The organism is Micromonospora sp. 15K316 (genome assembly GCF_004348525.1).
Classification (GTDB): domain Bacteria; phylum Actinomycetota; class Actinomycetes; order Mycobacteriales; family Micromonosporaceae; genus Micromonospora.
In genome coordinates this window covers 119,201-132,437 of record NZ_SMKG01000002.1, presented here as the reverse complement: position 1 = coordinate 132,437, position 13,237 = coordinate 119,201, and the positions used below count along the sequence as shown (strand labels likewise).

Below are 13,237 nucleotides of genomic sequence, written 5' to 3'. Positions count from 1 at the left end.
TCAAGGACACGAGATGCCGAGGGTCCCGTTCACGCGCCCCGCGGTCGTGGTCGCCTCGACGTACGACTGTGCCGTCCGATCCAGGCTGGTCGCGTCTTCCATCCCGGGCTTCTCCAGGAGGTCTCGCAGCTGTTCCACAAAGGCTGTCAACCGGTCGAGCCGGACCCCGTACACGTCGAGCCATTTGTCCGCCCTGTCCCGGTCGTCCGGATCCGACGGCAGTTCGAGGCCGCTGACCTCCTTGTACAGGTCGGAATGAGCAGCTTCCAGGTCCTGCAAGGCGGAGAGCCGCTCCGGTTGGGACCGCGCCGCGTGGTCGCGCTCGACGGCGGCGTCCGTCCGCTGTCGGTGGGCCGCGCAGCGGTCGTTCACGTCCGATACCCAGTCCGCCAGCGGCCGCCGGTTGAGCGCCTGCTGCCTCCCCTCCGCCACCAGACCGAGGAGCGCGCTCACCAGCACCACCCCGGCCAGGGCGGCCAGTACCCAACGGGTCCGCAGCGTCGCCGGACGTGGGATCCAGTTCGCGAGGACCGCCCCGACCATCGTGATCACGCCCAGGGTCACGATGAGGAACAGTCCCCGTGCGGCAGTCATGCATGTCATTGTCCCAGAGCGGATCACCAGTGGGCCGTGTCGGCGGCCGGGCGGGGGCTCAGTCCAGGCCGAAGAGGGCGGCGGCGTTGCCCCAGCAGACGGCGCGCAGCCAGTCGTCGCCCAGGTCGAGCCGGGCCAGCCCGGCCAGCTGCTCGGCGTACGGGTAGGGGATGTTCGGGAAGTCGCTGCCGAGCAGCACCTTGCCGCCGAGCCCCAGCTCCCGGAGCCGGGGCAGCTCCTCGGCCGGGAACGGCACGAATCGGTCGAAGAACGGGGTGAACGCCATCGTGGTGTCCAGCCGGACCCGTTCGTACGCCGTGGCGAGGTCGAGGAAGGCCCGATAGTCGGGTGCGCCGAGATGCGCCACCACCGCGGTCAGCGCCGGGTGCCGCGCGAGCAGGGCGGCGAACGGCTCCGGCCCGGTGTGCGTGGTGCCCACCGGGGCGTGCCCGGCGTGCACCACCACCGGTACGCCGGCCTCGGCGAGCAGCCCCCATACGCTGTCGAGCGCGGGGTCGGTGGGCGCGAATCCTCCGACCTGGACGTGCACCTTGAACACCCGGGCGCCGGCCGTCAACGCCTCCTCGGCGTAGCGGGCGGCGTCCGGCTCGGGGAAGAAGGTAGCGGAGGGCAGGCAGCCCGGCGTTTCCCGGGCGAAGTCGAGGGTCCAGCGGTTCAGGTCGGCGGCCATCCCCGGCCGGTGCGCGTACGCCAGCGCGCTGAACGCCCGCACCCCGAGCCGGCGCAGATGCGCGACCCGCTCGGCGTCGCCCCACCGGTAGCGGATCGGCCATTCGGTGCCGACCAGTGGCCCGGCCGCGTCGAAGTACGCCCAGACGCGGCGCAGCAGCCGCGGCGGCAGGAAGTGCACGTGCACGTCGGCGAGGCCGGGCAGGCCGAGCGCGCGCCAGAACGCGGGAACACCTTCGTCGTCGGCGACGATCTCCGGCGTGACCTGCTCGTCGCCGCGCGAATCCGCCGGAGCCGAGTCCGCCGCCCGGCCCGTGGTCACGGAGCGGGGCGGCGGGGAGCCGGGACCGGTCAAATCTCGATGTCGAACCGCTGCAGCACCGGGCGGGCCACCAGCCCGGTCGCGGCGAGCAGCGCGACGACGGTCATCACCACCCGGAGCACGACCGTCTCGGCCTTGCTGCCGGTACGCAGCGCGATCTTGTTGGGCAGGCCGATCATGGTCCACATCCGACGCTTGATCGGGATGGGCCAGAGGATCGGCACCCCGGCGCGGGTGATCATGTCGCCGAGGATGTGCACGAAGCAGCCCACGCCGAGCGCCACGCCGATCAGCGGGTAGCCCCGACCGCCCGGCAGGTTGGCGTAGGTGAACCAGGCCGCCGCCAGCGACACGAGGGTGACGATCACCCAACCGGCTCGCTCCGCCCACCTGTCGAAGAGGCCGCGCAGGGCCAGACCGATGGTGAAGAAGAGGACGCCGATGACGGCCCACTTGCCGTACGCGGCGCAGAGCGCGGTGGTGCCCCAACCGACCAGCACCGTGAACGGGATGGTGTGGGTCAGCGTCCGGTGCCCGTTGTTGCGCTTCGGGTCCCGGCTGAGCTTCGTCGCGTAGTAGACGCCGAGGGAGATCTTCTCCATCACCTCGGCGAAGAAGAGGCTGACCACGCCGAAGGTGCGGGCCACCGTGGCGCCACCCTGATTGCTCGTCACCTTGCCGGAGAGGTCGAGGTCCGGGAAGAGCGCGCCACCCGCGCAGACGGCGGTGCCGACGGCGAGCGCGAGCGGCGACTGGTGGTAGTCGGCGAACTGGTCCAGCGCCCAGGACCCGGCCAGCCACACCGTCGCGCCCGACAGCGCGTGTGAGGGACCCATCATGTCGGCTCACCCTCCCCAGGGTTCTTGAGCGCCAGAGCGAGATCACTTTAGTCAACGGCCCGGGCCGTACGTCAGCCCCCCGTCCGTCCACAGAGGAAGGGTCATGCGGTGGGTGTGAAGCTCTGCCGGATCATCGCGAAGTATGTCGCGTTGACCTGCCAGTCGAACTCTTTTGTCAACCATGAGACGGTGTACGCGCGGTCGGCGGAGGTGTTCGCGAGCAGCCGCGCCGTGTGCATCCGCTCGCCGGCCGCGTTGAGCCAGACGCACTCCCAGATCGCCCCGCCCGCGAAGATGTCCATCGAGGAGAGGTCGATCCGGCGGTAGCCCGGCAGCGACCCGCCTCCGGTGAGCCGTTGCTCCTCGCGCTGCCACCAGCGGGTCGGGTCGGCGCGGGCCGCGCTCCACTCGACGCTGAGAACCCGCGTGCCGCCGGGCTCCCGGAAGCAGGTGACCGCGTCCTCGGTCCAGTGCAGCCAGTCGACCGGGGCGGCGATCCGGAACCCGGCCGGGTCGGTGTGCCAGGTCCAGCCGGGTACGAGGCGGAAGCGGGCGCCGGACGGCGGTGGCACCGACGGGACAGGGCGGGCCGCCTGCGGTGGGGCGACGGCACAGGCGAAGGCGGCTGCCGGGGCGGTGGGGCTGGCGGCGGCTCCGCCGCCCGACGGCTCGGCCTGCCGCTCCTTCCGGTCGGCGAGGGCCAGGACGACTCCGACAGTGGCCAGCAGCACGACCGTCGCCGCGGCCGAGGCGAGTGCGACACGTCGTCCGCGGCCGGCCCCGGCCTCCGCTGCGACGCCCGGCCGACCCGGCTGCGCGCCCCGGCCGGAACGTGCGAACCGCGCCGGTGGAGGTGAGGGCGGCGCGTCCGCCGAGCCCGGTGGCTCCGGGGCGGTCTCCACGGACGTGGCGGCGGATTCCGGCGGTCGCGGCGGATCGGTCGGCTGCGGCGGGGCGGCCGCGGCGGCGCGCAGCAGCGGCTCAGCCTCGGTGGCGGTCAGCCGTCGCCACGGGTCGCGCTGGAGCAGGCCGGTGAGGACCGGGCGCAACGGACCGGCCCGGCGCATCGGGTCCGGCGGCTCGGTGGCCAGCGCGGTCAGCGTCGCCATCGCGCTGTCCCGTGCGTACGGGGGGCGGCCCTCGACCGCCGCGTAGAGCGTGGCGCCGAGCGACCAGAGGTCGGTACGCGGGTCGGACACCCCGTCGCGGGCGCGTTCGGGCGCCACGAAGTGCGGCGAGCCGAGGATCATGCCGGGGCCGGTCATGGCCGCGTCCCCACCGGTGAACGTGGCCAGACCGAAGTCGGTCAACACCACCCGGCCGTCCTCGGCGACCAGCACGTTGTGTGGCTTGACGTCACGGTGCAGCACCCCGGCGGAGTGCGCGGCGCGCAGCGCGGCCAGCACCGCCAGGCCGATCCGGGCCGTCGTCGCCGGACTCAGGGGACCGTCGGCGGCGAGCAGTTGCTCCACCGAGCGGGACCGCACGTACTCCATCACGATCCAGGGGCTCTCCCGGTCGTGCACGACGTCGTAGATCCGGACGACGTTCGGGTGGTTGAGCCGGGCGGCGGTGCGCGCCTCGCGCAGCGTACGCCGGCGCAGGTCCTCACGTTCGGCCTCGGCGAGCCAGGCCGGCGGCACGATTTCCTTGACCGCCACGTCGCGGTGCAGCATCTCGTCACGGGCCTGCCAGACTCGGCCCATCCCGCCGGTGCCGACCAGGTCGACCAGCCGGTACCGGCCCGCGATCAGCAGCTGCCGCACACTCGCGTCCCCCTCGGTCACCCCCGGTTACACCTTAGCCACCATGGGCGGTTTTCCTCAGTCGCCGGAATCGGTCAGCGTGGCGGGCGGCGTGCAGCCGCGCGCCGTACGGCGCGTCCCACCGGCACTCCCACGCCGTGGCACCGTCTGCGGAGCAGCCCGGCCAGCACCGGCGCGAGCGGCCCGGCGTGCGGTGCCGGGTCCGGTGGCGCGGTCGCCAGCGCGGTCAGCGTCGCCATCGCCGTGTCCCTGGCGTACGGGGCGCGCCCCTCGACGGTGGCGTGCAGGGTCGCGCCCAGCGACCAGAGGTCCGCCGCGACGCTGGAGCGTCCCTCGGCGGCGCGCTCCGGAGCGACGTACTGCGGTGAGCCGAGCACCAGACCGGCGCGGGTCATCGACCCGTCACCGTCGAAGACGGCGAGCCCGAAGTCGGTGAGCATCACCCGCCCGTCGTGCGCGACGAGCACGTTCCGCGGTTTGACGTCGCGGTGCAGCACCTCGTCGTGGGCACGCCACACCCGGCCCATGCCCTCGCGGCCGACCTCGCCGAGCAGCCGGTACCGACCGCCGATCAGCACCTGCTGCCCGCTCCTTCCCGCGGCTGTCCGGAGTACACCGTGGCGAGCGGATCGGAGCCGGCCTATCGGTCGTACGCTCCGGTCAGCAGGCCGCGCCGCCTGCGGCGAGCAGGTTTCCCTCGGGGATGGTGATGCGTGGCCGGGGCGTGCCGAGCCGGGTGGTGGCGCGGCGGCCCTGGAGCGGCAGGTGTTCGCGGCGCGCGGCCAGGTAGCTGCTCGCGGTGCGGTCGGCGATGGCGGCCCAGCTGTAGCGACGGCCGACCATGCTCCGGGCCTCCCGCGCGACCCGCCGGGCGAAGACCTCGTCGCCGACGAGCCGGTCGACGGCTCCGGCGAGCGCCTCCGGGTCGCTGTGCGGGAAGGTCACCCCGGTGACGCCCGGCTCGACGATCTCGGCGAGCCCGCCGGTGGCCGCGACCGCGAGCGGCGCCCCGGCGGCCGCCGCCTCGAGGGCCACCATGCCGAACGGCTCGTAGAGGCTGGGCACGACTGTCGCGTCGGTCGCGCCCAGCATCGCGGGGAGCTGGGTGGTGTCCAGGAAGCCGGTGAACCGGACGGTGGACCCGAGCGCGAGCCGGCGGGTCTCCTCCTCCAGTTCATGGCGGTACGGCCCGTCGCCGGCGATCACCACCCGCAGCCCGGGGTGCCGCTCCCGCAGGCGCGGCACGGCGTGCACCAGGTGCTGCACGCCCTTCTCGTAGACCAGCCGGCCGGCGTAGCCGACCAGCGGGCCGTCGGCGGCGAACCGGGCCCGGGCCGAGGCGACCGCCCGCGGCCGGGCCCGCCAGGCACGGTCGTCGACCCCGTTGGGCACCACGTCGATCTGCCCGGTCGGCACCTCGAAGAGGGTGGCGACCTGGTCGCGCATGTACCCGGAGCAGGCGATCACCCGGGTCGAGGAGTTGCTGAGCCAGTGCTCGACGCCGTGGATGGTGCGGTTCATCTCCTCGGGGAGCCAGCCCTGGTGCCGGCCGGCCTCGGTGGCGTGGATGGTGGTGACCAGGGGCAGGGCCAGGTGCTCGGCGAGGGTGACGGCGGTGTGGGCGACGAGCCAGTCGTGGGCGTGGATGACGTCGTAGGTGCCGGCTTCGGTGGCGCGCAGGGCGGCGCGGGTGAGGGTGTGGTTGAAGGCCATGGTCCAGGCGAGGAGGCTGTTGGTGGCCAGGGGGAAGGTGACGGGGTCTTCGGCGGCGCGGATGATGCGGACGCCGTCGGCGTACTCCTCGAGTGGGGCGCCGTCGGCGTGGCGGGTGACGACTGTGACGTCGTGGCGGGCGGCGGCGAGGGCGACGGAGAGGGCGTGCACGTGCCGGCCGAGGCCGCCGACGAGGACCGGCGGGTACTCCCAGGACAGCATGAGCACCCTCTGGTGCCGGGCGGGCAGGATGTCGATCACTTCGGCGTCAGCTGACACGCGGCCCCCTTGAGTTGTCTCCGGGCACGCGCCGGCCGACACCGAAACCGGTGTCTCCGCCGCGTGTGGGATCGACCCCCATCCTGCCGTTGCCGGGATAACCAGCGGAGACACACTCGTTGCGCTCGTGTAAAGCGCTATCGACCCGGCCGTCTCACCCGCAGCAGTTCGGCCACCGACCAGGCCTGGAACGGGCAGCCCGTCGCCGCGTGCGGTGGCAGGCCGTCGGCGGTCTCGCTCACCGAGCCCAACCCGTACTCGCTGAGGTGGGCTTCCAGCGCGACGAAGATGTCATCGACGGGAATTCCAGCCCGACGGGCGGCGTCCACGTACGGGCCCAGCAGCCACGGCCAGACGGTGCCCTGGTGGTAGGCGCCGTCCCGCTCGGCCGGCCCACCCCGGTGCCGTCCGGTGAACTCCGGCGCGTCCGGCGCGAGGCTACGCGGACCGAGCGGGGTGAGCAGCGCCGCCGCGATCCGGCGCAGCGCCGGCTCGTCCGGCTCCAGCGGCCCGTACGGCAGGGACCAGGCCAGCAGTTGATTGGGGCGCAGCGCGTCGTCGTCGTGGTACGTCGCCCCGCCCAGCGGGTACGCCGGCGCGGGCGCGTCCACCACGTCGTGCAGCCAGCCGCCCGGGCCGGGGAAACGCTTCCGGAACGAGGTGACCGCCCGCGCGTGCAGCCTCCGCAGCTCCCCGGCGTCCCCACCGGTCGCCTCGGTCAGCGCGGCGAGCCCGGCCAGCCCGTTGACCCAGAGCGCGTTCACCTCCACCGGCTTGCCCGTGCGGGGCGTCACCGGCACCCCGTAGACGCGCGCGTCCATCCAGGTCAGCGCCGTCTCGGCGGTGCCCTGCGCGAGCAGCCCGTCGGCCGGGTCGACGGCGATGCCGTACCGGGTGCCGGTCAGGTGCGCCTCGACGACCTCGCGCAGCGCCGGCAGCAGCTCGGCGGCGAGGTCGGTGTCGCCGGTGACCGTCACGTGCCGGTCGACCGCGTGCAGGAACCAGAGCGTCGCGTCGACCGTGTTGTGCTCCACCCGACCCGTGTCGGCGGTGTTCGCGAGCATCCCCTCCGACAGCGTCGCCGCGTACGAGCGCAGCAGCGCCCGGCCCAGGTCGGCCCGGTTGGTCCGGAGGAAGAGCCCCTCGTACGAGATCATCGTGTCCCGCGACCAGGTGCCGAACCACGGATAGCCGGCGACCACGTCCGCGGCCGACTCGCCGGTGCGCACCACGAAGGCGTCGGCGGCCAGCGCGAGCGTCGCCTCGACGTCGTCGGCGGGCTTCGCCTGCGCCACCACCTGCCGGCTGCGCCGGCGGGCCACCTCGATCACCTCGGTCGCCGGCATCGGTTCGAGCTCCAGCGGCGCGGCCCAGGCCAGCACCGACACCGTGTCGCCGGGGCGGTCCAGCGCGCCGGAGAAGCCGCCCGCGTACCAGAGGTCCTCCGTCGCGGAGAGCCCGCGCGCCGCCTCCTCACGGTGGTGCACGCCGAACCACCACTGCCCGGCGGGCGTCCAGTTCGGGCCGGCGAGCCGGAACGCGCCCTCCACCACCGCTCCGCCCGCCACCGGCTCGACCCGCAGCGCGGGGCCGTCGGCCCGGCGCTCGCCGTGCGCGTCGCGCCACGTGCAGGCGGCGGCGAGCTCCAGCCGCACCGGACCGCCGGAGACGAGCCGGTGCACCACGGCCACGCACGAACGGCCGCGCAGCATCGCCAACTCCCGCTCGATCACCACGTCGCCGATCCGCCACCGCCACCGCGGCACCCCGTCGACGAGCGTGAACTGCTCCAGCAGCTCGAACCCGCGCGGATCCACCGCGCCGGAGGCCCACTCGTGCGCGCCGAGGCGCACCCGCGCGCCGGAGGGGAGCAGCACCGCCGGGTCGAGGCTGGCCAGGGCCACCCGCCGGGACGCGGGCCGGTCGCCGGCCACCACCAGCAGCCCGTGGTAGCGGCGGGTCCGCAGGCCGCTCACCGTGCCCATCGCGTACCCGCCGACGCCGTCGGGCACCAGCCACTCCCGGGTCGCCCCGCTGGTCAGGTCGGCGCAGATCTGTGGGCCGAAGCGAATGTCGATCAACTTTCCTCCACCGGCGGCGGCGTGCCACACGCCACGACGAAAATGGCTCCTGTGGTCAAGTTCCCGGGCGGCGTCGAAGATGTGCAGATGATCACTGACCGTTCGCCCTCCGACGCGCCGGCCCTCGACGCCGAGCGGACCCGGCTCGCCCGGGCCGACGCCGGCGAGCAGGACTGGCGCGCATGGGGCCCCTATCTGTCCGAACGGGCGTGGGGGACGGTGCGGGAGGACTACAGCGAGCACGGTACGGCCTGGGACTACTTCCCGCACGACCACGCGCGGTCCCGAGCGTATCGGTGGAACGAGGACGGCATGGCCGGCGTCTGCGACGACCGGCAGACGTTCTGCTTCGCGTTGGCGCTCTGGAACGGCGCGGACCCGATCCTCAAGGAGCGGATGTTCGGCCTCGGCGGCGACGGCGGCAACCACGGCGAGGACGTCAAGGAGTACTGGTGGTACGAGGACTCCACGCCGACGCACTCCTTCATGCGGTGGCGCTACCACTACCCGCAGGCCGCCTTCCCCTACGACGAGCTGGTCGCGGTCAACGCGCTGCGCGGCCGGGACGACACCGAGTACGAGCTGGTCGACACCGGTGTCTTCGACGACGACAGGTACTGGGCGGTGACCGTCGACTACGCGAAGGCCTCACCCACCGACATGTGCCTCGTGGTCACCGTCGCCAACCGCGGTGACCGGGCGGCCACCCTGCACGTGCTGCCCAGCCTCTGGTTCCGTAACACCTGGGCCTGGGGGCTGCCCGGCGCGGACCGGGTGCCGAGGATCACCGGCGAGGGGGCGCGGCTGGTCGGCGAGCACTGGGTGCTCGGCCAACTGCTGCTGGAGGGGGACGGTGCGCCGACCCCGCTGCTCTGCGACAACGAGACCAACGCCGAGCGGCTCTGGGGACTGCCGGGCCGCTCCCGCTACCCGAAGGACGGCATCAACGACCACGTGGTCGACGGTGCGGACACCGTCAACCCGGCGCGGGAGGGGACCAAGGGGGCGCTGCACTACGTACTCGACGTCCCGGCCGGCGGGCAGCGGCAGATCCGGCTGCGGCTCACCCGTACGGCCCCGCCTCCCGTCACCGGTCCGCCACCGGCGGCCGACCTCGGTGCGGGCTTCGACGCGGTGCTCTGGGCCCGGCGGGCCGAGGCGAACCACTTCTTCGCCGGGGTGATCCCGCCCTCGGCGACCGCCGACGAGGCGCTGGTCGCGCGGCAGGCCCTCGCCGGCCTGCTGTGGAGCAAGCAGTTCTACCACTTCGACGTCAAACGGTGGCTGGAGGGCGATCCGGCCTCGTCGGCGCCACCGGCGGGGCGCCGGCACGGGCGCAACAGCCAGTGGTGGCACATGACCAGCTTCGACGTGATCTCCATGCCCGATCCGTGGGAGTACCCCTGGTACGCGGCGTGGGACCTGGCCTTCCACTGCGTCAGCCTCGCCCGGGTCGACCCGGGCTTCGCCAAGTCCCAGCTGCTGCTCCTGCTCCGGGAGTGGTACCTGCACCCCAACGGGCAGATCCCGGCGTACGAGTGGGCGTTCGGCGACGTGAACCCGCCGGTGCACGCCTGGGCGGCGCTGAAGGTGTTCGAGATCGACGGCAGCCGGGACCACGAGTTCCTGGCCCGGGTGATGCAGAAGCTGCTGCTGAACTTCACCTGGTGGGTCAACCGCAAGGACGTCGGCGGCGACAACGTCTTCGAGGGCGGCTTCCTCGGGTTGGACAACGTCGGGCCGTTCGACCGCTCGGCCGCGTTGCCGGTGGCCGGGGTGCTCGAGCAGTCCGACGGCACGGCCTGGATGGCGATGTACGCGCTCAACCTGCTCGACATCGCGATCATCCTGGCCGAGCACGACCGGACCTGGGTGGAGACCGCCACGAAGTTCCTCGAGCACTTCGTCTACATCGCCGCCGCCGCGTACGAGCAGGGGCTCTGGGACGACGAGGACGCCTTCTTCTACGACGTGCTGCGGCTCGCCGACGGCAGCAAGGTGCCGTTGAAGGTCCGCTCCGTCGTCGGGCTGCTGCCGCTGGCCGCCGTCACCCGGCTGACCGCCCGTACGCTGGACCACCTGCCGGAGCTCGGCGCGCGGCTGCGCTGGCTGCTCACCAACCGGCCGGAGTACGCCGACGTGATCGGCGCCCGCCGGCTCGGGCCGGACGGGCGGCAGCAGCGGCTGCTCTCCATGGTCGGCCCGGAGCAGATCGTTCCCCTGCTGGCGCGGATGCTGGACACCGACGAGTTCCTCTCTGAGTACGGCCTGCGCACCCTCTCCCGGGCGCACCTGGCGGAGCCGTTCTCGGTGACCCTCGGGGGCCAGGAGTTCCGCGTCGGCTACGAGCCGGCCGAATCCACCAGCGGACTCTTCGGCGGCAACTCGAACTGGCGCGGCCCGATCTGGATGCCGACCAACTTCCTGCTGGTCAGCGCGGTACGCGACTACGCCGCCTTCTACGGCGACGACCTCCGGATCGAGTACCCGACCCGCTCCGGGGTGCAGCGGACGCTCAGCGAGATCGCCGACGACCTCTCCGCCCGGCTGATCTCGCTCTTCACCCGCGACGGCTGGGGGCGGCGACCGATCTACGGGGCGGCGCAGCTCTTCCAGACGCATCCGGACTGGCGGGACCTGCTCTGCTTCCCGGAGTACTTCCACGGCGACAACGGCGCGGGGCTCGGTGCCTGGCACCAGACGGGCTGGACGGCGCTGGTCGCCGATCTGATCCTCACCCTGCGTCGCTGACGCCGCCAATTCGTCGCCGCCCGGGGCACTGGTCCCGTGGACCAGGCGGACCCCCGGGGGCGACGGGCCGGCCAGGTGGACGAGGATCCGAGCATGCTCAGTTTTGACGTGGTGGTGGTCGGCGCCGGCCCCGGCGGTGAGGTGGCGGCCGGCCGGTTGGCCGAGGCCGGCCTGGACGTGGCGATCGTGGAGGCGGACAAGGTCGGCGGCGAGTGCTCCTACTACGCCTGCATACCGTCGAAGGCGCTGATCCGTCCGGGCGCGCTGCTCGCCGAGGCGAGCCGGGTGCCGGGAGCCGCCGCCGCGGTGGGCTCGCTGGACGTGCCGGCGGTGCTGCGCCGCCGGGACGAGCTCATCGGCGACCTGGACGACAGCGGGCAGTTGCCCTGGTTGACCGACCGGGGCGTCCAGCTGATCCGCGGTTGGGGCCGGCTGGCCGGGGAGAAGCAGGTCGCGGTCGGCGACGAGATCGTGGAGGCGCGTCTCGCGGTCGTGCTCGCCGGAGGTACCCGACCCGCACTTCCGCCGATCGACGGGCTCGCCGAGGCGAAGCCGTGGACCAACCGGGAGGCGACGACCTCCGGCGAGGTCCCGGAGTCGCTGATCGTGATCGGCGGCGGGGTGGTCGGCGCGGAGCTGAGCCAGGCGTACACCTCGCTCGGTGCCCGCGTCACGCTCGTGGTGGGTGGGCGTGGGCTGCTGCCCCGGGAGGAGGACTTCGTCGGCGCCGAGGTCGGTAGGTCCCTCGCCGAGCAGGGCGTGGACGTGCGCACCGGGCGGCGGGCGACGGCCGTCCGCCGTACCGAGGACACGCGGGTGACCGTGACGTTGGACGACGGCAGCACGGTGACCGCCGACGAGGTGCTGGTCGCGGTGGGGCGCGAGCCGCAGGCGGACGACCTCGGCCTGACGAGCGTCGGGGTGGAGTCGCCCGGCTACGTCACCGTCGACGAGCGGATGCGGGTCCCGGGCCTGAACTGGCTGTACGTGGTGGGCGACCTGAACGGGCGCGCCCTGTTCACGCACATGGCGAAGTACCAGGCGGCGATCGCGGCCGACGACATCCTCGGCCGGGACATGGTCGCCACCCACCTGGCCGACGGCCTCGGCTCGCCCCGCGTGATCTTCACCGAGCCGCAGGTCGCGGCGGTGGGGCACACCACGGCGAGCGCCGAGGCGGCGGGGCTGCGGGTACGTGTCGTCGACGTGCCGACCGAGGGGAACGCGGGCGGCGCGTTCTCCGGTGGTGCCGGCGGCACCAGCCGGTTCCTGATCGACGAGGAGCGTGACGTGCTGGTCGGCGTCACCATCACCGGCACCGCGGTGGCCGAGTTCCTCCACGCGGCCACTATCGCGATCGTCGGCGAGGTTCCGCTCCGCCGGCTCCGGCACGCCGTCCCGGCGTTTCCGACGCGCAGCGAGATCTGGCTCTACCTCTTCAACGCGCTGGGGATCTAGCCGACCGGGGTGGGTCGGCGCGCTCGCCGACCCACCCCTTCGTCGACTATCCGTCACATCTCCGATGCGCTCCGTGGTGGTCACTACGCTCGGCGGGGTGTCCGGACCAGACGACGGCGGGGATGCGCTGATTGTCGAGACTGCTTCGCGGCTCGCGGAGATCGAGGGGTGGGCTGCGGTAACCCCTCGCCGCGTCGCGGAGCGGGCCGGCGTCGACGTGGGGAGCCTCTACCGGCGCTTTCCCGACCCAGACTCGATCATCGCCGCGGTCGCCCTGCGCGGCTTCGCCGACCTCACCACCCGGCTCACCGAGGCGCGTCAGGCCGTCGCCGATCCCTGCCGGGCCTGGGCTGCCGTGGTGAGCGTCTACCTCGACTTCGCGTACGCCAATCCCGAGGTCTACGACGCCATGCTCGCCCACACCCCCGACCTGACGCTCGGCGCCGCCGCGGTTCCGGCCGCCCCGCGTGCGGCCTTCGCCGAGCTGCGGGCGGCGCTCGCCCCGCTGACCGCGGGCCGCGACCAGGACACCCTCGCCGAGGTCGGTTGGAGCGTCCTGCACGGCCTGGTGATGCTGACCCGGGGCGGCCGGCTGCGACCGGGCACACAGGAGGAGCGGGAGACGCTGATCGCGCAACGGTTGTTCCCCCGGCCCTGAGCGGACGCGCGTTACTCGCTGGGCCGGCGCGGGCCGGTGAACTAGAGTCCCCGCCCGGGACGGGCCGACCCGCCGGGTGACCGGCG

9 protein-coding genes and 1 pseudogene are annotated in these 13,237 nt (G+C 73.4%); 3 read left to right on the top strand and 7 right to left on the bottom strand.

Features of this window, described 5'->3' with window-relative positions; translation table 11 throughout:
- From E1211_RS01410 to E1211_RS01380, 7 genes and pseudogenes are all read right to left on the bottom strand, one after another.
- Positions 1–594 carry a hypothetical protein gene (locus tag E1211_RS01410; RefSeq protein ID WP_132344494.1) on the bottom strand — a complete coding sequence of 198 codons (594 nt, stop codon included), beginning with the start codon at positions 592–594 and terminating at the stop codon, positions 1–3.
- Positions 595–652: 58 nt separating this feature from the next.
- Entirely contained in the window at positions 653–1,537 is an 885-nt protein-coding gene (locus tag E1211_RS01405) for an amidohydrolase family protein (protein ID WP_132344550.1), read from the bottom strand.
- 98 nt (positions 1,538–1,635) lie between these two features.
- Positions 1,636–2,445: a metal-dependent hydrolase gene (locus E1211_RS01400; RefSeq protein ID WP_132344492.1), complete on the bottom strand. Its 810-nt coding sequence runs from the start codon at positions 2,443–2,445 to the stop codon at positions 1,636–1,638.
- Between the two features lie 101 nt (positions 2,446–2,546).
- Positions 2,547–4,232 carry a serine/threonine-protein kinase gene (locus E1211_RS01395; protein ID WP_371686106.1) on the bottom strand — a complete coding sequence of 562 codons (1,686 nt, stop codon included), beginning with the start codon at positions 4,230–4,232 and terminating at the stop codon, positions 2,547–2,549.
- Between the two features lie 125 nt (positions 4,233–4,357).
- Positions 4,358–4,720 (bottom strand): annotated as a pseudogene (locus E1211_RS01390) (protein kinase); the annotation flags it as partial.
- Positions 4,721–4,871: 151 nt separating this feature from the next.
- The gene (locus tag E1211_RS01385; protein ID WP_305792189.1) at positions 4,872–6,203 is read right to left on the bottom strand and encodes a glycosyltransferase family 4 protein; all 1,332 of its coding nucleotides are present in this window, start codon (positions 6,201–6,203) and stop codon (positions 4,872–4,874) included.
- A 137-nt stretch (positions 6,204–6,340) separates the two neighbouring features.
- Complete coding sequence (locus tag E1211_RS01380) at positions 6,341–8,284, bottom strand: amylo-alpha-1,6-glucosidase (RefSeq protein WP_132344490.1); 1,944 nt, start codon at positions 8,282–8,284, stop codon at positions 6,341–6,343.
- An 87-nt stretch (positions 8,285–8,371) separates the two neighbouring features.
- Between E1211_RS01380 and E1211_RS01375 the strand changes: the two genes are divergently transcribed.
- From E1211_RS01375 to E1211_RS01365, 3 genes are all read left to right on the top strand, one after another.
- Positions 8,372–11,035 (top strand): glucosidase, encoded by a 2,664-nt coding sequence (locus E1211_RS01375; protein WP_243709274.1) that lies wholly within the window; start codon positions 8,372–8,374, stop codon positions 11,033–11,035.
- Positions 11,036–11,128: 93 nt separating this feature from the next.
- A complete protein-coding gene (locus tag E1211_RS33780) occupies positions 11,129–12,493 on the top strand; it encodes an NAD(P)/FAD-dependent oxidoreductase (RefSeq protein ID WP_132344485.1) in 1,365 nt (454 codons plus the stop codon).
- Positions 12,494–12,590: 97 nt separating this feature from the next.
- Positions 12,591–13,151, top strand: coding sequence for a TetR/AcrR family transcriptional regulator (locus E1211_RS01365; RefSeq protein WP_243709273.1), 561 nt, complete (start codon positions 12,591–12,593; stop codon positions 13,149–13,151).
- Positions 13,152–13,237: the final 86 nt, after the last annotated feature.

What these genes read in the sequence shown, in the direction of transcription:
- E1211_RS01410 (WP_132344494.1), bottom strand. Translation starts at nt 594, where the DNA reads ATGACTGCCGCACGGGGACTGTTCCTCATCGTGACCCTGGGCGTGATC.
- E1211_RS01400 (WP_132344492.1), bottom strand. Translation starts at nt 2,445, where the DNA reads ATGATGGGTCCCTCACACGCGCTGTCGGGCGCGACGGTGTGGCTGGCC.
- E1211_RS01375 (WP_243709274.1), top strand. Translation starts at nt 8,372, where the DNA reads ATGATCACTGACCGTTCGCCCTCCGACGCGCCGGCCCTCGACGCCGAG.
- E1211_RS33780 (WP_132344485.1), top strand. Translation starts at nt 11,129, where the DNA reads ATGCTCAGTTTTGACGTGGTGGTGGTCGGCGCCGGCCCCGGCGGTGAG.